The organism is Burkholderia sp. Bp8984 (assembly GCF_003853755.1).
Classification (GTDB): domain Bacteria; phylum Pseudomonadota; class Gammaproteobacteria; order Burkholderiales; family Burkholderiaceae; genus Burkholderia.
In genome coordinates this window covers 153,311-172,029 of the sequence record NZ_QTQN01000007.1, presented here as the reverse complement: position 1 = coordinate 172,029, position 18,719 = coordinate 153,311, and the positions used below count along the sequence as shown (strand labels likewise).

At 67.0% G+C, this 18,719-nt stretch carries 18 protein-coding genes; 8 read left to right on the top strand and 10 right to left on the bottom strand.

Translation table 11 applies throughout. The features are described from left to right. Nucleotides 1–8: 8 nt before the first annotated feature. From DID98_RS10230 to gcvA, 3 genes are all read right to left on the bottom strand, one after another. Complete coding sequence (locus DID98_RS10230; protein ID WP_044846682.1) at nucleotides 9–1,070, bottom strand: alkene reductase; 1,062 nt, start codon at nucleotides 1,068–1,070, stop codon at nucleotides 9–11. Nucleotides 1,071–1,141: 71 nt separating this feature from the next. Further along, on the bottom strand, nucleotides 1,142–1,450 hold the full coding sequence (locus DID98_RS10225; protein WP_044846683.1) for a helix-turn-helix transcriptional regulator: 309 nt from the start codon (nucleotides 1,448–1,450) through the stop codon (nucleotides 1,142–1,144). Between the two features lie 122 nt (nucleotides 1,451–1,572). Next, on the bottom strand, nucleotides 1,573–2,472 hold the full coding sequence (gene gcvA, locus DID98_RS10220; RefSeq protein WP_124489037.1) for a transcriptional regulator GcvA: 900 nt from the start codon (nucleotides 2,470–2,472) through the stop codon (nucleotides 1,573–1,575). Nucleotides 2,473–2,592: 120 nt separating this feature from the next. Between gcvA and DID98_RS10215 the strand changes: the two genes are divergently transcribed. Beyond that, nucleotides 2,593–3,297: an SDR family oxidoreductase gene (locus DID98_RS10215; protein ID WP_124523727.1), complete on the top strand. Its 705-nt coding sequence runs from the start codon at nucleotides 2,593–2,595 to the stop codon at nucleotides 3,295–3,297. A 48-nt stretch (nucleotides 3,298–3,345) separates the two neighbouring features. Here DID98_RS10215 and DID98_RS10210 read toward each other — a convergent pair whose 3' ends face one another. From DID98_RS10210 to DID98_RS10200, 3 genes are all read right to left on the bottom strand, one after another. Next, nucleotides 3,346–4,485: a patatin-like phospholipase family protein gene (locus DID98_RS10210; protein WP_124523729.1), complete on the bottom strand. Its 1,140-nt coding sequence runs from the start codon at nucleotides 4,483–4,485 to the stop codon at nucleotides 3,346–3,348. A 118-nt stretch (nucleotides 4,486–4,603) separates the two neighbouring features. Next, the gene (locus DID98_RS10205; RefSeq protein ID WP_124489034.1) at nucleotides 4,604–4,945 is read right to left on the bottom strand and encodes a cupredoxin domain-containing protein; all 342 of its coding nucleotides are present in this window, start codon (nucleotides 4,943–4,945) and stop codon (nucleotides 4,604–4,606) included. 35 nt (nucleotides 4,946–4,980) lie between these two features. Next, nucleotides 4,981–5,925, bottom strand: a complete 945-nt coding sequence (locus tag DID98_RS10200) for a metallophosphoesterase (RefSeq protein WP_044846687.1) — start codon at nucleotides 5,923–5,925, stop codon at nucleotides 4,981–4,983. A gap of 244 nt (nucleotides 5,926–6,169) precedes the next feature. Here DID98_RS10200 and DID98_RS36210 point away from each other — a divergent pair, with 244 nt between their 5' ends. The 3 genes from DID98_RS36210 (at nucleotide 6,170) to DID98_RS10185 (ending at nucleotide 9,617) form a co-directional block, all read left to right on the top strand. Then, on the top strand, nucleotides 6,170–6,424 hold the full coding sequence (locus DID98_RS36210) for a phosphate transporter (protein WP_260426322.1): 255 nt from the start codon (nucleotides 6,170–6,172) through the stop codon (nucleotides 6,422–6,424). A gap of 80 nt (nucleotides 6,425–6,504) precedes the next feature. Continuing rightward, nucleotides 6,505–8,259: an ABC transporter permease subunit gene (locus tag DID98_RS10190; protein WP_124551245.1), complete on the top strand. Its 1,755-nt coding sequence runs from the start codon at nucleotides 6,505–6,507 to the stop codon at nucleotides 8,257–8,259. Between the two features lie 11 nt (nucleotides 8,260–8,270). Next, complete coding sequence (locus DID98_RS10185; protein ID WP_124521867.1) at nucleotides 8,271–9,617, top strand: AAA-associated domain-containing protein; 1,347 nt, start codon at nucleotides 8,271–8,273, stop codon at nucleotides 9,615–9,617. 27 nt (nucleotides 9,618–9,644) lie between these two features. Here the strand turns inward: DID98_RS10185 and DID98_RS10180 are convergent, their stop codons facing one another. Then, the gene (locus DID98_RS10180) at nucleotides 9,645–10,523 is read right to left on the bottom strand and encodes a MurR/RpiR family transcriptional regulator (RefSeq protein WP_124521865.1); all 879 of its coding nucleotides are present in this window, start codon (nucleotides 10,521–10,523) and stop codon (nucleotides 9,645–9,647) included. Nucleotides 10,524–10,891: 368 nt separating this feature from the next. Here DID98_RS10180 and ggt point away from each other — a divergent pair, with 368 nt between their 5' ends. Together ggt and DID98_RS10170 are read left to right on the top strand one after the other, a co-directional pair. Next, nucleotides 10,892–12,643, top strand: a complete 1,752-nt coding sequence (ggt, locus tag DID98_RS10175; protein ID WP_124521863.1) for a gamma-glutamyltransferase — start codon at nucleotides 10,892–10,894, stop codon at nucleotides 12,641–12,643. A gap of 227 nt (nucleotides 12,644–12,870) precedes the next feature. Continuing rightward, a complete protein-coding gene (locus tag DID98_RS10170; RefSeq protein WP_044846692.1) occupies nucleotides 12,871–14,199 on the top strand; it encodes a dicarboxylate/amino acid:cation symporter in 1,329 nt (442 codons plus the stop codon). Here the strand turns inward: DID98_RS10170 and DID98_RS10165 are convergent. Then, nucleotides 14,196–14,585, bottom strand: coding sequence for a DUF3331 domain-containing protein (locus DID98_RS10165; protein WP_124521861.1), 390 nt, complete (start codon nucleotides 14,583–14,585; stop codon nucleotides 14,196–14,198). The genes DID98_RS10170 and DID98_RS10165 overlap by 4 nt on opposite strands. A 44-nt stretch (nucleotides 14,586–14,629) precedes the next feature. Next, nucleotides 14,630–15,922, bottom strand: coding sequence for an NAD(P)/FAD-dependent oxidoreductase (locus DID98_RS10160; protein WP_124521859.1), 1,293 nt, complete (start codon nucleotides 15,920–15,922; stop codon nucleotides 14,630–14,632). A 147-nt stretch (nucleotides 15,923–16,069) separates the two neighbouring features. Between DID98_RS10160 and DID98_RS10155 the strand changes: the two genes are divergently transcribed. Further along, a complete protein-coding gene (locus tag DID98_RS10155) occupies nucleotides 16,070–16,723 on the top strand; it encodes a TetR/AcrR family transcriptional regulator (RefSeq protein WP_124521857.1) in 654 nt (217 codons plus the stop codon). Nucleotides 16,724–16,934: 211 nt separating this feature from the next. On the opposite strand, the gene soxR is transcribed toward DID98_RS10155, so the two are convergent. After that, on the bottom strand, nucleotides 16,935–17,411 hold the full coding sequence (gene soxR / locus DID98_RS10150) for a redox-sensitive transcriptional activator SoxR (protein WP_044846696.1): 477 nt from the start codon (nucleotides 17,409–17,411) through the stop codon (nucleotides 16,935–16,937). A 79-nt stretch (nucleotides 17,412–17,490) separates the two neighbouring features. On the opposite strand from soxR, the gene DID98_RS10145 reads away from it, so the two are divergent. Further along, nucleotides 17,491–18,717, top strand: a complete 1,227-nt coding sequence (locus tag DID98_RS10145) for an efflux RND transporter periplasmic adaptor subunit (RefSeq protein ID WP_124521855.1) — start codon at nucleotides 17,491–17,493, stop codon at nucleotides 18,715–18,717. Nucleotides 18,718–18,719 lie beyond the last annotated feature (2 nt).

Here is an 18,719-nt window from a genome sequence, read left to right as displayed (position 1 = left end):
GCCGGCCGTCATGCCGCGTCGCTGAGCGCCGGGTAGTCGGTGTAACCCGTTTCGCCTTCGGCGTAGAACGTCTCCGGCACCGGCTTGTTCAGCGGTGCGCCGAGTTCGAGTCGACGCGGCAGGTCCGGATTCGCGATGAACAGCTTGCCCCACGCGATCGCGTCGGCGTGGCCGCTCGCGAGCGTGTCCTGCGCCGATTCGAGCGTGAACTGCTCGTTCGCGATCAGCGGGCCGCCGAACGCCTCCTTCAGACGCGGGCTCAGCTGGTCGCCCGAATACGATTCACGCGTGAAGATGAACGCGATCTTGCGGCGGCCGAGTTCGCGTGCGACGTAGCCGAACGTCGCGGCCGGATCGGAATCGCCCATCGTGTGCGCGTCGCCGCGCGGTGCGAGGTGCACGCCGACACGGCCCGCGCCCCACACGTCGATCGCCGCGTCGACCACTTCGAGCAGCAGGCGCGCGCGGTTCTCGATCGGGCCGCCGTACGCGTCGGTGCGCAGGTTGGTGCTGTCCTGCAGGAACTGATCGAGCAGGTAGCCGTTCGCGCCGTGGATCTCGACGCCGTCGAAGCCCGCCTTCTTCGCGTTTTCCGCGCCCCTGCGGTACGCGGCGACGATACCCGGAATTTCATCGATGTCGAGCGCGCGCGGCGTCACGTACGGACGCGGCGGCCGCACGAGGCTCACGTGACCGCCCGCGGCGATCGCGCTCGGCGCGACCGGCAGGTCGCCGTCCAGGAACACCGGATCGGAAATCCGGCCGACGTGCCAGAGCTGCAGCACGATGCGGCCGCCCGCCGCGTGCACGGCCTGCGTCACGCGCTTCCAGCCTTCCACCTGTTCGTCGGACCAGATGCCCGGCGTGTCCGCGTAGCCGACACCCTGCGGCGTGACCGAAGTCGCTTCGCTGATGATCAGGCCGGCCGATGCGCGCTCGGCGTAATAGCGGGCCATCAGGTCGTTGGGCACGCGCGCGCTGCCGGCGCGGGCACGGGTGAGCGGCGCCATCACGACGCGGTTCGGTAGAGTCAGGTCGCCGAGGGTAACGGGATCGAACAGGGTAGGCATGGAGGTAACCTCTTCACGAAAGGCGGGATGGCCGTCGCGTCGTGCGCGACGGGTGGCCCGCATGTCCTGGGTCAGAGTTCGCGACGCAGGGCGTCGAGAAATGCGTCGATGACGGCCTCGTTGCGCTGGAAGAACGCCCACTGGCCGATCCGCGTCGACGTCACGAGCCCCGCGCGCTGCAGCGTCGCGAGGTGCGCGGAAACCGTCGACTGCGACAGCCCGCAGCGCGCGTCGATCTGCCCGGCGCAGACGCCGTGGTCGTACGGCAGCGTCTGCTCCGGGAAATGCGCGCCCGGCGTTTTCAGCCAGACGAGGATTTCCCGGCGCACGGGGTTCGAGAGCGCTTTCAGGATCGCGTCGATGTCGAGTTCGGTCGGCATGGAAGGGCGTGGTGTTCTGGGCATACGGGTATCGTCGATGGGCGAATCATATATCGTAAAATAACGATACGTGTGAAGGCACTGATGGAAGTGGGGTTGTTGGTCGGTCGGACTTCAGCGCGTCACCCGTTCCCGTACTGCGCGAACAGCCACCGCCGCATCGCATCGAGCGCTTCCGAGTGCGCACTGGCCTGCGGAAAGACGACGTAAAACCCGAGCGACATTGGAAACGAAAAATCGAACACGCGCCGCAGTCGGCCATCCGCGATATCGCGTTCGACCAGCGGCTCGCTGGTCAGCGCGATGCCCTGGCCGGCGACCGCGGCGTCGATTGCGAGCAGCGATTGGCTGAACCGCGGCCCTTTCGTCGGATCGGCCCGGCCTTTGCCGCCGAGCTTGTCGATGAACTCGGGCCACAGATCGTGCGCGTCGTGCAACAGCACATGCTTTGCGAGGTCCGCGGGCGTCCGGATCGGCGAGCCGCTGTCGAGCAGTTTCGGGCTGGCGACGGCAAAGATGTCGAGCGGAAACAGCAACTCGGCGACCAGGCCGGCCGGGAACGGCGGCTTGCTCAGTCGAATCGCGATGTCGACGCCGTCGGCCCGGAACGACGCAAGCCTTTCGTCGGCGATCACGCGCACTTCGATGTCGGGATGCAGCCGGCCGAAGTCCGACAGGCGCGGAATCAGCCACTTCGACGCGAACGACGGCGTCGTGCTGACCGCCAGAACCGTCGGGCGCTGCCCGAGCGCGTCCGTGGCGTCGGAGATGATCTGCAGCGCACGCTGGACCGACGAAAAATACTCGAGCCCTTCGCGCGTCAGCGCCAGCCCCCTGGGCAGCCGCCGGAACAGCTGAACCTCCACGACGTCCTCCAGATGCCTGACCTGTTGCGCCACCGCGCCCTGGGTCACGCCGAGTTCGTCGGCGGCCAGCCGGAAATTGAGGTGTCGCGCGGCGGCCTCGAACGCGCGAAGCGCATTGAGCGGCGGGAACCGGCGGATACGCGATAGCGCCTTCATGCAGTAGAAATTCTACAGGGTGGGTGGAGAAATCATGGTTCGACAAGCCGATTATAGAGTCCTACAGTGCTGCCATGGACGATGATCGCGGCGCTGCGCCGACCCATTCAGGAGAACAGCATGACTGTAGAGAAAGTGGCTTTGGTGACGGCGGCGGGCAAGGGCATGGGCGCCGCGATTGCGCGGGATCTCGCGGGCAACGGTTATCGCGTCGCGCTGATGTCGCCGTCCGGCAGCGCGGTCGAACTGGCGAAGGAACTCGGCGGGTTCGGCGTGGCGGGGTCGGTCACCGAAGACGCCGACATCGCGCGCTTCGTGAACGAGACGCTCGCGAAGTACGGCCGTATCGATGCGGTCGTCAACAATACCGGGCATCCGCCGAAGGGCGACCTGCTCTCGATCGACGACGACAAATGGCACGAAGGGCTCGACCTGATCGTGCTCAACGTCGCGCGCGTGCTGCGCCGCGTGACACCGGTCTTCCTGAAGCAGGGCGGCGGCGCGGTGGTCAACATCTCGAGCTTCGCGGCCGACGCGCCCGAGCAGGCGATGCCGGTGTCGTCCGCGCTGCGCGCGGCGCTCAGCGCCTTCACGCGCCTGTACGCCGACCGGTACGCGAAGGACAACATCCGCATCAATTCGGTGCTGCCCGGCTTCATCGACAGCTGGCCGGAGACGCCCGAGATCGTGGCCCGCATTCCGGCCGGCCGTTTCGGCAAGACACAGGAGATCGCGCAGACCGTGACGTTCCTGCTTTCGGAAGGCGCCGGCTACATTACCGGGCAGAACATTCGCGTCGACGGCGGCATCGTCCGCGCGCTTTAAGCCGCTGCCGGGCAGGGCGGTGCGCGCGCGGACGTTGCGCCGGCTGCCTCAGTTGTGCCGTTCGCCGATCCGGTTCTCCTCCGGGCTCCAGACGCTGAGCCCTTCCGTCGGGTCCATCGGCTGATCCCACGGTCTCGCGGCGATCGCCTGCATCGTCGCGTCGAACCCGGCCTGCCGGCGCGCCGCGATGCCGTCCGGCGTGAAATCGATGTCCTTCCACTGATCGTCGCCGTCGAGCCGCGGCGCCGCGAGCTTGATCACGTGCATCGTCGTCTGGCAGCCCCACGCGGCGAGCGCCTGCACGTCGGCCGACGTGCGCTCCGCCTCCGGCAGCCGCATCACCAGTTCCTTGATCACGTGGCGCAGCCGGTGAATCTGCTGTTGCCGCGCGATGTTGCCGTCCGTGCGGCTCGCGTACTGGATGTCCTTCTGCCGCTCCGACACCTGCCAGATGCTTTGCGGCTCGGGCCCGACCGGATTCCACATCTGCACCGAGAAGATGATCGAGCTGCGGCGCGGCGCATCGTCGAGCACGACCTCGACCGGCGTATTCGAATAGATGCCGCCGTCCCAGTAGGGTGCGCCGTCGATCCGCACGGCCGGAAACGCGGGCGGCAGCGCGCCCGAGCTCATCACGTGGTCGAGGTCGAGCGGCCGGTCGCGCGAATCGAAATATCGCATCGTGCCGGTGCACGCGTTGACCGCGCCGACGGTCAGTCGCGGCCGGCACGCATTCAGCAGGTCGAGGTCGATCAGCGACGCGAGCGTGTCGCGCAGCGGCTCGACCACGTAGTACGACGCGTGCTCGACGCCGACCCGCGCGAGCGGCCCGAGCCACGCGGCGGGATTCGGCCGAAAGAATCCCGTGAGGCCCGCGCCGATCACCGCGAGTTCCGAGCCGATCTTGTCCCAGGTCGTCGGGAAGCCCGGCACGGTCACGGCGGGCCGTTCGGTGACGTGGCGCCAGAATTCGGCCATTCGCTGCGCGCGGTGCGCGGGCGCGTTGCCGGCGATCAGCGCCGCGTTGATCGCGCCGATCGACGTGCCGATCACCCAGTCGGGCTGGATGCCCGCCGCGTCCATCGCCTCGAATACGCCGAGCTGGTATGCGCCCAGTGCGCCGCCGCCCTGGAGCACGAGCACGACCTGCCCAGGTAGCTTCGGGTGTGCGGGTTGACTTGCCGTCATCGCTTGCCTCGTGGTCGGTGACGGCCGGCGGGGGCCGGCCGGTTGGAACCAGTGTAGGCGATCGGCGGGCGTCGCTCCGCGGTGCCGGACCTTCGCGCGCGTGGCGCGGCGCGCCGCGTCATTCCACGGTGATGGTCTCCTTCATGTACGGATGAATCCCGCAGAACACCTTGTAGACCCCCGGCTTGTCGAAGCGGAACGAGTAGGTCTCGTCCTGGTCGAGCGCATTCGAATGGAAGATGCCCGCGTCGTTGACGACGGTATGCGGTTCCGCGTCGAGGTTCTTCCACGTGACCGTCGTGCCGGCCTTGATCGTGGTCGACATCGGCGAAAACATGAAGTTGTGGATCGTCACGAGCGGGCCGGCCGGGGGTTGCGCGAATGCGGCGAGCGGCGTGCCGGCGGCGGCCGCGCACAGGGTCAGCGCCGCCAGCAGCGTCGAGGGCTTGAGGATGGTCATGTCGGTCTCCTTGCGTAGCGGAATCGGGCGAGGGATCAGGCCAGCGTCGTGTCGCGCAGCGACGCCGCCACGGGATGGCCGGCGAAGTCGACGGTCGTCACGCCGAGCATCGCGGGCAGCCGGTCGCGCGGCACGGTGAGCGGCACCGGGCCGGGGCCGTTGCCGGCGGTCGGCTGCGGGAACGCGGTGGAGCGCGCGGTGTGGAACGTCACGTTGCCTTCGACCTTCGACACGATCTGGTGAATGTGCCCGTTCAGCACGGTGACCGAGCCGAATCGGCGCAGCAGCGCCATCGTCTGCGGTGCGTCGCCGGTGCCCCAGCCCCACGGCTCGTAGATGGTCCACATCGGCATGTGCGAGAACACGACGATCGGCGTGCTCGACGATTGCCCCTTCAGATCCTGCGCGAGCCACGCGAGCTGCTCGTCGCCGAAGCTGCCGAGCCCGTTCGGCTTGAAGTGCATCACGTTGACGAGCGCGACGAAGTGCACGCCCGCGTGATCGAAGCTGTAGTAGCCGCGGTTGTCCGACGCCTTGCCGAAGCGGCTGAAATATTCGGCACCCGAGCCGTCGGTCACGTCGTGTTCGCCAGGCACCGTATGCAGCTCCGGCACGCGCAGCGCGGACAGCAGCTGCGACGCCTGGTCGAACTCCGCTGCCTTGGACAGGTGCGTGATGTCGCCGGTATGGATCGCGAGCGCGGGCGTGGCAGGCATCGCGTTGACGAGCTCGATGGTCTGCCGCAGCGTGGCCGCGACGTCGGGATTCGCGTCCTTGTTGAAGCCGATGTGCGTGTCGCTGATCTGCACGAACAGCGGCCGGCCCTTGTCCGCGGGGAGTGCGGCGCCGCTTTGCGCGAGCGCGAGGTCGAACGGCGTCAGGATGCCGCCCGACAGTGTAAACAGCGTGCCGAGGCCGCCGAACGCCATGCATTGCAGGGCCTTGCGACGCGACGGGCGGGTGGGATTCGATGAAGACATGTGAGCCTCGCATTCGTGTGACGGAACCGGACGGCCGGATCGTCCTGGAATAAGCCGGCGCCTTCGTATGCCATACCGCTGCGGCGGCGGATTTATTCCCGCGCGTTGCGAGGTTGCTCGCGGCTTGCGGCGCAATGACCGACCACCGGCGGATGACCTGTCAATGTCCTGTAAGTGACACGTCACGTTTGCGTCATGTCCGCCCGATAGCCTGCGACACCGAATCACTTCTCCGGAGCCCCTCATGCCGAATCTCGCGGCAACGGAAACCAGCGGTGCGGGCGGTCATCGCACGCGCACCATCGGCTTCGCGCCGTTCGTGCCGATCGTTGCCTGCGGCATCGTCTACGTCGGCGTTCACCTGAGCGTGGATCCCGGTCCGGTCAAGGAAGGTTCGGTCCTGCCGATTATGCTGCCCGCCGTCGCGCGGGTGCTGGTCTTGCCCGCGTCGATCGCGCGTTCGGCGGTCCTGTGCCGGGCCCGCCACAAGCCGTTCTGAGCCGCGCCGGCTAACGGCGCATCCGGCCGCGCGTCACGCGGCCGATCCCATCGATTTTCAATTCGACCAAGACGCTACCGATGGATATCAGTTTCTTCGATCCGAATCGCACCGCCAACGCGTCCGCGTGGCGCGTGCTCCCCAACCGCTGGGATGCGGTCGCGTTTCCGCTGATCATCGGCATACTCGCAATGGCGATCGTCGGCTTTCATCAGACGATGGCGCCGATCGCCGTGCTGCAGACGCAGAAGATCTCGCTCGATCCGTCGAACCTGCCCGAATACGCGTTGCGCACCACGCTGCGGATGCTCGCCGCGATGGTCGCGTCGCTCGCGTTCACGCTGGTGTACGGCACGCTCGCCGCGAAAAGCCGCCGTGCCGGCATGGTGCTGATCCCGATCCTCGACATCCTGCAGTCGGTGCCGGTGCTCGGCTATATCTCGTTTACGGTCACGTTCTTCCTCGCACTGTTCCCGGGCCGCGTGCTCGGCGCCGAGCTCGCGGCGATCTTCGCGATCTTCACGAGCCAGGCGTGGAACATGACGTTCAGCTTCTACCAGTCGCTGCGCACGGTGCCGCGCGACCTGAGCGAAGTGTCGCGCGGCTTCCACCTGACGCCGTGGCAGCGCTTCTGGAAGCTCGAGGTGCCGTTCTCGATGCCGGGGCTGATCTGGAACATGATGATGTCGATGTCGGGCGGCTGGTTCTTCGTCGTCGCGTCGGAGGCGATCACCGTCGGCAACCAGACGATCACGCTGCCGGGCATCGGCGCGTATCTCGCGCAGGCGATCGCCGACAAGAACCTCGGTGCGGTGGGCTGGGTGATCGTCGCAATGTCGGTCGTGATCCTCGCGTACGACCAGTTCCTGTTCCGCCCGCTCGTCGCGTGGGCCGACAAGTTCCGGATGGAAAACACCGCGTCGGGCGATGCGCCGCAGTCCTGGCTGCTCGACATGCTGCGCCGCACGCACCTGATCCACCAGCTGCTCGTGCCGGCCGGCTGGCTGCTGTCGCAGGCCGCGCGGATTCCGTTGCGCGTGCCGGCGCTCACGGGCAAGCGCTCGCGCGGCACGTCGGCGCGCGGTTCGTCGCGCGTCGGCGACGTCGTGTGGGGCGCGTTCGTGATCCTGCTGACGGTGTACGTCGGGTGGCGCGTCGTCAGCTTCGTGGCGACCGGCGTGACGATGGGCGAGGTCGGCCACGTGGTGGTGCTCGGGCTGATCACGTTGCTGCGCGTGCTGGTGCTGATCGCGATCGCGTCGGTGATCTGGGTGCCGCTCGGCGTGCTGATCGGGCTGCGCCCCGCGCTGGCCGAGAAGATCCAGCCGCTCGCGCAGTTCCTCGCCGCGTTCCCGGCGAACCTGCTGTTCCCGGTGTTCGTGATCGTGATCGTCCATTTCCATCTGAACGCGGACATCTGGCTGTCGCCGCTGATCGTGCTCGGCACGCAGTGGTACATCCTGTTCAACGTGATCGCCGGCGCGATGTCCTATCCGAACGACTACAAGGAAGCGACGAAGAACTTCCGCATTCGCGGCTGGCAGTGGTGGCGCCAGGCGATGCTGCCCGGCATTTTCCCGTACTACGTGACCGGTGCGATCACCGCATCGGGCGGCGCGTGGAACGCGAGCATCGTGTCCGAGTTCGTGCAGTGGGGCGACACCAGGGTCGTCGCGCATGGCCTCGGCTCGTACATCGCACAGATGACTGCCGCCGGCGATTTTCCGAAGATCATCCTGGGCATCGCCGTGATGTCCCTGTTCGTTACCCTGTTCAACCGTCTGCTGTGGCGTCCGATGTACGCCTATGCGGAATCCCGGCTCCGTCTCGATTGAGAGTAAGCGCGATGCAAAACCAGACCGTAATCAACGCCCCTGTCCAGACGTCCCAGCCGCTTCAGCCGCCGCGCCTCGGCGAGGAAATCCTGCGCGTCGAACACGTGAATCGCGGCTTCAACAAGTCGCAGGGCGAGTTGCTCGTGCTCGACGACGCGAACCTGTCGTTGCGCGAAGGCGAGATCGTCGGGCTGCTCGGCCGCTCCGGTTCGGGCAAGTCCACGCTGCTGCGGATCATCGCCGGGCTGATCGAGCCGACCGGCGGTGACGTGACCTATCTGGGCAAGCCGCTGCGCGGCCCGGCCGAAGGCGTCGCGATGGTGTTCCAGACCTTCGCGCTGTTTCCGTGGCTGACCGTGCTGCAGAACGTGGAAGCCGGCCTCGAAGCACTCGGCGTCGGCGCACGCGAGCGGCGCGAACGCGCGCTCGCCGCGATCGACCTGATCGGTCTCGACGGCTTCGAGAACGCGTATCCGCGCGAACTGTCGGGCGGCATGCGCCAGCGCGTGGGCTTCGCGCGCGCGCTCGTGGTCGATCCGACGATCCTGCTGATGGACGAGCCGTTTTCCGCACTCGACGTGCTGACCGCCGAGACGCTGCGTACCGACCTGCTCGACCTGTGGACGCAAGGCCGCATGCCGATCAAGTCGGTGCTGATCGTCACGCACAACATCGAGGAAGCGGTGTTCATGTGCGACCGCATTCTCGTGCTGTCGTCGAATCCGGGCCGCGTGATCGCCGAGATCAAGGTACCGTTCAAGCATCCGCGCAACCGGCTGGATCCGGATTTCCGCAAGCTGGTCGACGACATCTACGCGAAGATGACGGCCCGCCAGACCAACGAGGCGACGAAGAAGGGGCTCGAGCTCGGCAGCTGGATGCCGCGCGTGTCGACCAACCTGATGGCCGGCCTGATCGAGACGCTCGCGATGGCGCCGTATCACGGTCGTGCCGACATGCCGGAAATCGCGCGCACGCTGCATCTGGAAGTGGACGAACTGTTTCCGATCGCCGAAGTGCTGCAGTACCTCGGTTTCGCCGACGTGCGCGAAGGCGACGTGTTCCTGACGCCGCCCGCGCGCGTGTTCGCGGAATTCGGCACGCAGGAACGCAAGCTGATGTTCGCGGATCACCTGCTGAAGCACGTGCCGCTCGCCGCGCGGATCCGGAAGGTGCTGAACGAGCGCCCCGGCCATCGTGCGCCGCGCGTGCGTTTCGAGCAGGAGCTGGAGGATTTCCTGTCGGACGAGGCGGCCGAGGAAACGCTCGACGCGGTGATCGACTGGGGGCGTTACGGCGAAGTCTTTTCGTATAACGACAAGACGGAAGTGTTCAGTCTCGAGGACGTGGAGAGCTGACGTCCGCGCCCGAATGACGCGCGACCGTCATTCGGGCAAATCCCGCTGATTCGCGTCCTGCGCGCTGCCGCCCGTACTGAGCCGCTCGATCTTTTCCATCCTCTGCCGCGCCAGTTCGGGAAGCCGGTTCGTCACGCCGATCACCAGCGCTTCGGCGAGCGCCAGCGCCGGCACGTTGGTCTGCAGCATCGCGAACGGGCGCCCCTGGATCCGCAGCACGATCTCGGCGAACGCGCTGATCGGCGAGCGCCATTCGTCGGTGATCAGCAGCACGCGCACGCCGAGCTGGTGCGCGGCCTGCGCGAACCGGATGCTGTCCTTCTGATAGCGGCGAAAATCGAAAATGACCAGCACGTCGCCGGGCCCCATGTCGGTCAGCGACACCGACGCGAGATTCAGGTTCGGCTCGACGTACTGCACATGCGGGCGTGCATACGCGAGCGTGAACGAAAACAGCGACGCGAGCGGCGCGGTATAACGCCCGCCGCCGCAGAACACGCGGATTTCCGGATCGGCCAGCAGCGTCACCGCTTCGTCGAACGCCGCCGCGTCGAGTCCCTCGATCGTGGTGGCAAGCGATTGCGAGAGCCGCTGGAAGATCGCCGCATGGCTGTCGCGCATCCCCGATTCCGAGTGGAACGCATCCATCCGCGCGAGCGGCGAATTCATCGCGGTATCGATCTCGTCGTGCAGCGCCTGCTGGAACGACGAGTAGTTCGGGAAGCCGATTCGCACGACGAAGCGGAACACGGTCGGGTCGCTGACTTCGGCTTGCTTCGCGAAGCTCGCGATCGGCCCGAGCCCGAGGCTCGGATAGCGATCCAGCAGCGCGTGCGCGACCTTCTGTTCCGACGGCGTGAAGCTATCCATCTGGGATAGCAGCAACGCCCTGATGCTTGTCCCCATCGGGCACTCCGGCTTGTTTTTATCTGAATGAATGACAAACGGCAGGCATGCGTCTGCCGGCGACGCCGTGCATGTTAGCCGATCGCCGCGCCGCGGACCGTGTGAGGCCACAGATTAGAGGGGCGCATCATTCGGGTCGTCAATCGGCTGATTATGTAATGTATTAAACATTATCGATCGGAACGTTTCCATAAATTCATCGAGAATTCAGTAATTACCCTAGGTTTTGACATGAAAATGCCGATGCTATGATCGCGGCCTCGCCGGAATGTATGGTTTATTACATGCCGGATCAGCGGCGTCGTCCGGCCTTCCGAGTCGGTTGCGCATCCCGGTATGGCCCGGTCATTCGTCTGGAGGATTCCGTCATGAGGCGGCTCGTCGTACTTACTCTGTTGTCGGCCATCAGCGCAGGCGCGCTCGCCGCTTCGGAACCCGCGGTGGAAGCGAAGAACGGCATGGTCGTGTCGTCGCAGCACTTCGCGTCGCAGATCGGCGTCGACATCCTCAAGGAAGGCGGCAACGCGGTGGACGCCGCAGTGGCGGTCGGCTACGCGCAAGCGGTGACCAATCCGTGCTGCGGCAACATCGGCGGCGGCGGCTTCATGACCCTGCACCTGGCCGACGGCCGCGACCGCTTCATCAACTTCCGCGAGACCGCGCCGGCCGCGGCGTCGGCGAACATGTATCTCGATGCGAACGGCAACGTCATTCCGGACGACAGCCTGTACGGCTATCGCGCGGTCGGCGTGCCGGGCACGGTCGCGGGTCTCGACCTCGCGCAGCGCAAGTACGGCAAGCTGACGCGCAGGCAGGTGATGGAGCCGGCGATCCGGCTCGCGCGCGACGGCTTCGTGCTGACGCGCGGCGATACGGACATCCTCGACACGACGATCCAGCGCTTCAGGAAGGACCCGGAAGCCGCGCGCATCTTCCTGCGCCCGGACGGCACGCCGCTGCAGCCGGGCGACCGCCTGGTGCAGAAGGACCTGGCACGCACGCTCGAGCGCATCGCGGAGCAGGGCCCCGACGCGTTCTATCACGGCGAGATTCCGAAGATCGTCGAAGCCGCGGCGAAGCGCGGCGGCGGCGTGATCACGGCGGCCGATTTCGCGTCGTATCGTGCGCAGGACATGGCGCCGCTGACCTGCACGTATCGCGGCTACGAGTTCGTGTCGGCGCCGCCGCCGAGCTCGGGCGGCGTGACCATGTGCGAGACGCTGAACGTGCTCGAAGGGTATGACCTGCGCAAGTTCGGCTACCAGTCGGCGTCGGTGGTCCACTACATGACCGAGGCGATGCGCCACGCGTATGAGGATCGCAACACGCTGCTGGGCGACCCGAACTTCATCGACAATCCGGTCGCCAAGCTGACGAGCAAGCAGTATGCGGCCGAGATCCGCAAGCAGATCAGCGGCGACATGGCGACGGCATCGGTCGACGTGCAGCCGGGTGTCGGCGTGCACGAGAAGCCGGAGACGACCCACTACTCGATCATCGACCGCGACGGCAACGCGGTGTCGACCACGTACACCGTCAACGGCCGCTTCGGCGCCGTGGTGATCGCGCCGGGAACGGGCTTCTTCCTGAACGACGAGATGGACGACTTCACGGTCAAGGTCGGCGCGCAGAACCTGTTCGGCCTCGTGCAGGGCACGCGCAACTCGATCGCGCCGGGCAAGCGTCCGCTGTCGTCGATGGCGCCGACGATCGTGAAGAAGGACGGCAAGGTGTTCATGGTGGTCGGCTCGCCGGGCGGCTCGCGCATCATCACGATCACGCTGCAGACCGTGCTGAACGTGATCGACTACGGGATGACGCCGCAGGATGCGGTCGGTGCGCCGCGCATCCATCATCAATGGCTGCCGGATCAGGTCTATTACGAGACCCGCGGCCTGTCGCCCGACACGCTCGCGATCCTGCGCAACATGGGCTACAAGATGGTCGAGCAGACGCCGTGGGGCGCCGCCGAGCTGATCATGGTCGGCCTGCCCGGCACCGAGGCGGTGAGCCATCAGAGTTCCGGCAACGATTCGTCGGTGTCGGGCAACGTGCGCGTCGGCTACATCTACGGCGTCAACGATCCGCGCCGACCGGCCGGTTCGGCGATCGGCTACTGACCTGAGCTGATTTGATTTGATCTGATTGCACCAGGCTGAACGGTTGCCCCGGCGTTCGCCATCGCGCGAGCGCCGGGGCAGCGACAGCGCGTCCGTTCGCGGACGTCCGCAGTATCGGGCGGGGCGGGTGCCCGGAATGCCGGGCCCGACCGACCCGCAATGCGCGCCGTGGCACGGCACTGACGCGCGCATTTTTTTCATTCCTGCTCCGTGCATCGAGTTCCGTTATGAACAAACGAATGTCTGCGGCAGTCTGGATCCTGCTCGCGATGGCGGCCGGCATCTTCATCGGCTACATGATCTATACGCAGTTTCCGGACAAGCAGTCCGCGACCGAGATCGCCGGCTACATCTCCCTCGTGTCCGACGTGTTCCTGCGGTTGATCAAGATGGTGATCGGCCCGCTGGTGTTCTCGACGCTCGTCGTCGGCATCGCGCACATGGGCGACGCTTCGTCGGTGGGACGCGTGTTCGTGAAGGCGTTCGGCTGGTTCGTCACCGCGTCGCTGATCTCGCTGCTGCTCGGGCTGCTGATGGCGAACCTGCTGCGCCCGGGCGAGAACCTCGGCCTGCCGCTGCCGGACATCGGCGCATCCGCGCATCTCGCGACCTCCAAGTTCACGCTGAAGGATTTCGTCAGCCACATGGTGCCGAAGTCGATCGCCGAGGCGATGGCGAACAACGAGATCCTGCAGATCGTCGTGTTCTCGATGTTCTTCGGCGTCGCGCTGTCGGCGCTCGGCGAGCGCGGCAAGATCCTCGTCGCCGCGATCGACCAGCTGGCGCACGTGATGCTGAAGATCACCGGTTACGTGATGAAGCTCGCGCCGCTCGCGGTGCTGGCGGCGATGGCCGCGACCGTCGCGGTCAACGGGCTGTCGGTGTTGTTGAAGTTTGCGGTGTTCATGGGCGACTTCTACGTGAGCCTGTTCCTGCTGTGGAGCACGCTCGTGATCGCCGGCCTGCTGTTCCTCGGGCCGCGCGTATTCAAGCTGCTGGTGCTGATCAAGGAAGCGTTCATGCTGTCGTTCGCGACGGCGAGCTCCGAAGCCGCGTATCCGAAGATCCTCGACGCGCTCGACCGCTTCGGCGTGAAGCGCAAGATCTCGAGCTTCGTGATGCCGATGGGCTATTCGTTCAACCTCGACGGCTCGATGATGTACTGCACGTTCGCGTCGCTGTTCATCGCGCAGGCGTACAACATCCACCTGTCGCTCGGCACGCAGGTCACGATGCTGCTGGTCCTGATGCTGACGTCGAAGGGGATGGCCGGCGTGCCGCGCGCATCGCTCGTCGTGATCGCGGCGACACTGCACCAGTTCGACATCCCGGAAGCAGGACTGCTGCTGATTCTCGGCGTCGACACGTTCCTCGACATGGGGCGCTCGGCCACCAATGCGGTCGGCAATTCGATCGCCAGCGCGGTGGTCGCGAAGTGGGAGGGCGAGCTGATGTCGGAGTCCGAAGCGCAAGCACATGCCGCGCATCTCGACGCGGAACTGGAACGGCAGAACCGCGATCCGGCCTATGGTGCCGGTCAGGCGACGTCCGTTTAAGCGGCACACGCCTCGTCGATGCACGCCGCCAGCACCATCGCGGCGGCGTTGCCCGGCGCCGAGCCGAGCAGTTGCGGCGCGTAGACGCTGTCGCCGCGCGCGATCGGCCGCCCCGACAGCGCGCAGACGCCGCGCTTGCGCGTCGTGAACAACCGCCGCTTCTGGTAGCCGTAGTGGCCGGTGCACGCGTCGCACCACGAAATCATCACGGTGTCGGCCGTGGGCCGCTCGAGCACGCTGATCGACGGCTGGCTCGTCGCATCCCACGACGGCAGGCGATCGCGCGTGATGCTGCGCCGTCGCGGGGCGGCCCATGAAACGGACGGCATGTCGAAGCTGCCGATCGCGGCGACGGTCCTGAGCCAGGCAACTGCACTGTTGCTCATCTTTGCTTTCCTCGAAACGTTGGGCGACGCCGCGAAACGCGGCGTCACGACAGGCGGATGCGCGGTTGCACGCAGCCGTTGATCCGTTCGGCGAGCCACAGCAGCGTCGCCTTGGAGAATCCGTGCAGCGCCTGCTGGTGGCGCCGGTACAGCATCAGGTGGCTGAATTGCGCGAAACGCCCCTGGATGAAGCCGCCGCGGAAGAACCCGAATTGGCCGAGCGTGCCGAACGCGTCGTAGTCGCTGATCGACACGAGCGCGCCGAAATCGTGGAACGCGAACGGCGGCATCGGCTTGCCGTCGAGCCAGGCGGGCAGGTGTTTCGCGAGATGTTCGGCCTGCTGGGTCGCCACCTGCGCGGTGGGCGGCAGCGGCCGTTCGTGGCCGTCGGGCTGCAGGCTGGCGCAATCGCCGATCGCGAACACGTGCTCGTCGGCCGTGGCCTGCAGCGTGGGCCCGACCAGGATCTGGTTCGCGCGGTTCGTGTCGAGCCCGCCCAGTGCCTGCATGAAATCGGGCGCCTTCACACCCGCCGCCCACACCATCAGATCTGCTTCGGCGAACGAACCGTCGCCGTAGTGGAAGCCGTTCGCATCGGCCGCCGTCACGCGCGTGGACGTCAGCACGTGAAAGCCGATCTGCTCGAGCCGCCGCTGCGCCGACGCGGAAATCCGCGGCGGAAATGCGGCGAGAATGCGCGGGCCACTCTCGAGCAGCGTGAGCCGCAGCCGCTCGCGCACCGTCGCGTCGCCATACGCCTGCGCCACTTCCAGCAGCCGGCTCAGTTCCGCCGCCAGCTCCACGCCCGTCGCGCCCGCGCCGACGATCGCGACGCGAAACGGCTCGTCGCGCGCGATGCTGCGGAACACGCGCATCCGCAGCGCTTCATTGAAGGTTTCGGCCTGCCGCTGGCTGTCGATGAAGTAGCAGTGCTCGCGCACGCCCGGCACGCCGAAATCGTTGGCCTGGCTGCCGAGCGCGAGGATCAGCACGTCGTATTCGAGTTCGCGCGCGTCGACCACGCGTTCGCCGTCCTGCGAGCGAATCTCGCCGAGCTGCACGCGACGGCGCGCGCGATCGAGCCCCGTCAATTCGCCGGGCTGGTACGTGTAGCCATGATCGCGCGCATGGGCGAGAAAGATCACCTGCTGTTGCTGCACGTCGCGCGTACCGGCCGCGATCGTGTGCAGCATCGGCTTCCAGACATGGGTCGGGCTGCGGTCGACCACGGTGACCTGGGCACGCCCGGTGCGGCCGAGACGTTCGCCGAGGCGGGTTGCGAGCTGCAATCCGGCGATGCCGCCGCCGACGATCACGATGCGAGTAGGGGTTGTCATGAATAAATCATCACGTGATGAATAAGGTATGATCCTAGCGCTTCCCGGCTTCGCGTGTCAACGGAGCCGGGCAGGCGACCCGGTTCCGCGGACGCGAACCGGGGCCCGGACACGGGCATTCGATTCATTCAACGGGAGCAGGAAAACGTGGCTGAAGTCACTGAGCGCGCGCCGTCGAAGCGGCGTACGCGCGGGCGGCCGCTGGCGGAGGCGTCCGTCGGACCGGACGTGATATTGCGGGCCGCGCGCCGCACGTTCGCGAAGCGCGGCTATGACGCGACGAGCGTGCGCGAGGTCGCGCGCGAGCTGGGCATCGACGCGGCGCTGATCGCCCATCATTTCGGCGCGAAGGAGACGCTGTGGCTGGCTGTCGTCGGGCAGATCGTCGACCTGGCCGAGCCGCTGTTCGACGCGTTGCGCGCGCTGCGCACGTCGTCATTGCCGCATCGCGAGCGCGTGCGGCGCGCGATCGAGCTGTGCGTCGATCACGAGTTCGCGGAGCCGGACATCGGCATGTTCTTCTCGACGGCAGCGACCGAGGAGGGCGGGCGGCTCGACTGCCTGCAGCAGCGGATCGTGCGCCCGTATCACGACGCGATGTTTCCGCTGCTGGCCGACGCGGTCGAGGCCGGCGAGATCCGCCCGGTCGATCCGAACGTGCTGTTCTTCATGATCGCGAGCGCGGTCGGCACGACGGTGTCGTACAGCCACATGATGCTGGAGTTCACGTCGCTGCCCACGCGGCAGGAGGCGTTCCGGCAGGCCGTGCTCGACGTCGCGCTCGGCATCCTGAGCGTCTGAGCGCCGCGCGCGACGCGAAGCCGGCTGGCGCGCCGGCGCGATTGACCTTACGCCGGGCAGGGCCCGGACTGCCATTGCTGCCAACCGGCAACGTCTGCGCAGACTGGCGCCCTCACGGGCACGGCGATCGCGGTGAGCGGCGGGGCGGGCGGGTCGGGTGACGCGGGACGCCGGCGCGGCATCGTGCATCGCGCCGGCCGCCGCGCATGCGTCAGTCGAGATCGGGCGGCGTATCACCGAGCCAGCGCCGTGCGCCCGGCCCGTTGCGTCCCGCGCGGTCCTCGGGATTGGTCAGCTTGCAGCGCTTCAGCGACAGGCAGCCGCAACCGATGCATTCGTCGAGATTGATGTAGAGCCGCTGCAGTTCCTCGATCCGGTTCGCGACGCGCTGTTTCCAGCCGCGCGACAGCCGCTGCCAGTCCTTGTTGGTCGGCGCGGTGTCTTCCGGCAGGCTCACGAGCTGTTCGGCGATCTCGTCGAGCGAATAGCCGATCTTCTGCGCGAACACGATGAACGCGATCAGCCGCAGCACCGCGCGCGAATAGTGGCGATGGCTCGAGCCGTTGCGGTGCGACTTGATGAGCCCGCGCGTCTCGTAGAAACGCAGCGTCGATGCCGGCACGCCGCTGCGCGCGGCCACTTCGCGGATCGACATCAGCGGCCATTGCGGGATTTCGTCGATACCCATGACGCCCTCCGGGAAAGCTTGACTTGAAGTTAACTTCAACTTTTATGCTACGCGGCAGTTTAACCCGTCGCGAGGCATCATGCTCTCCTTATCCCTACGCAGGACCTCGCCTTTGGGCGCGGCCTGCGCACTGCTGCTGGCGTTGTCGGGCTGTCACGACGGCAAAGGCGAAACGGCGGCCCAGCCGCTTCCCGAAGTCGGCGTGACGACCGTCGCGCCGCGCACGATTCGCCTCGCGGACGAGTTCAACGGACGCGTCGAAGCAGTCGACGCGGTCGAGCTGCGGCCGCGCGTGAGCGGCTATCTGCAGCGCATCGCGTACAAGGAGGGCGACCTCGTCGCACAGGGCGCGGTGCTGTTCGAGATCGATCCGCGTCCGTACCGGATCGCGCTCGACCGCGCGAACGCACAGCAGCAGCGGGCGCGCGCGGCCGCGAGCCTCGCCGATGTGCAGCTCAAGCGCGTGCGGACACTGATCGATGCGCATGCAACTTCCGAGGAGGAACTCGACAACGCGCGCGCGACCGCCGAGCAGGCGCGCGCCGACCTGCGGGCGGCCGACGCGGCCGTCGCCGACGCGAAGCTCAATCTCGGTTTCACCGAGGTGCGTGCGCCGATCGCGGGGCGCGTCGGCCGCGCGATCGCGACCGCCGGCAACCTCGCGCGCGCCGACGACACGCTGCTCACGACCGTCGTGTCGCAAGACCCCGTCTACGTGTATTTCGACTGCGACGAGCAGAGCTACCTGCGCTACAACGCGCGGCGCGCCGACCCGAAGCATCGCGCGATCGGCGCCGATCCGGTGCGCGTGGGGCTCGCGAACGAGACGGGTTTCCCGCACGCGGGCACCGTCGATTTTCTCGACAACCGGCTCGATCCGCAAACCGGCACGATTCGTGCGCGCGTGCGGCTGCCGAACGCGGACCACACGTTCACGCCGGGCCTCTATGCGCGCGTCCAGCTCGTCAGCGGTCGCGACCAGGATGCGCTGCTCGTCGACGACAAGGCGGTGCTCACCGACCAGGACCGCAAGTACGTGTACGTGATCGGCGCCGGCGACAAGGCGCTGCGTCGCGACGTCACGATCGGCCGTGCGCTGGACGGCGAGCGGATCGTCGAGAAGGGGCTGGAGCCGGGCGATCGCGTGGTCGTCGACGGCGTGCAGCGGATCTACTATCCGGGCGCGCAGGTGAAGCCGAAGGTGCTGCCTGCACGCGCGGATGCGGACACCGGCACCGGCCCGGGCAGCGGCACGCAGGCCGCAGCGGTGGCGGTGGCCGACGCCGGCGCGCCGGCCGCGCGGTAACG

Coding starts and splice junctions, on each gene's coding strand:
- DID98_RS10215 (WP_124523727.1), top strand. CDS start 2,593: ATGACTGTAGAGAAAGTGGCTTTGGTGACGGCGGCGGGCAAGGGCATG.
- DID98_RS10185 (WP_124521867.1), top strand. CDS start 8,271: ATGCAAAACCAGACCGTAATCAACGCCCCTGTCCAGACGTCCCAGCCG.
- DID98_RS10205 (WP_124489034.1), bottom strand. CDS start 4,945: ATGACCATCCTCAAGCCCTCGACGCTGCTGGCGGCGCTGACCCTGTGC.
- DID98_RS10165 (WP_124521861.1), bottom strand. CDS start 14,585: ATGAGCAACAGTGCAGTTGCCTGGCTCAGGACCGTCGCCGCGATCGGC.
- DID98_RS36210 (WP_260426322.1), top strand. CDS start 6,170: ATGCCGAATCTCGCGGCAACGGAAACCAGCGGTGCGGGCGGTCATCGC.
- gcvA (WP_124489037.1), bottom strand. CDS start 2,472: ATGAAGGCGCTATCGCGTATCCGCCGGTTCCCGCCGCTCAATGCGCTT.
- DID98_RS10225 (WP_044846683.1), bottom strand. CDS start 1,450: ATGCCGACCGAACTCGACATCGACGCGATCCTGAAAGCGCTCTCGAAC.
- DID98_RS10170 (WP_044846692.1), top strand. CDS start 12,871: ATGAACAAACGAATGTCTGCGGCAGTCTGGATCCTGCTCGCGATGGCG.
- DID98_RS10190 (WP_124551245.1), top strand. CDS start 6,505: ATGGATATCAGTTTCTTCGATCCGAATCGCACCGCCAACGCGTCCGCG.
- DID98_RS10180 (WP_124521865.1), bottom strand. CDS start 10,523: ATGGGGACAAGCATCAGGGCGTTGCTGCTATCCCAGATGGATAGCTTC.
- DID98_RS10160 (WP_124521859.1), bottom strand. CDS start 15,922: ATGACAACCCCTACTCGCATCGTGATCGTCGGCGGCGGCATCGCCGGA.
- DID98_RS10145 (WP_124521855.1), top strand. CDS start 17,491: ATGCTCTCCTTATCCCTACGCAGGACCTCGCCTTTGGGCGCGGCCTGC.
- ggt (WP_124521863.1), top strand. CDS start 10,892: ATGAGGCGGCTCGTCGTACTTACTCTGTTGTCGGCCATCAGCGCAGGC.
- DID98_RS10210 (WP_124523729.1), bottom strand. CDS start 4,485: ATGACGGCAAGTCAACCCGCACACCCGAAGCTACCTGGGCAGGTCGTG.
- DID98_RS10200 (WP_044846687.1), bottom strand. CDS start 5,925: ATGTCTTCATCGAATCCCACCCGCCCGTCGCGTCGCAAGGCCCTGCAA.
- DID98_RS10230 (WP_044846682.1), bottom strand. CDS start 1,070: ATGCCTACCCTGTTCGATCCCGTTACCCTCGGCGACCTGACTCTACCG.
- soxR (WP_044846696.1), bottom strand. CDS start 17,411: ATGGGTATCGACGAAATCCCGCAATGGCCGCTGATGTCGATCCGCGAA.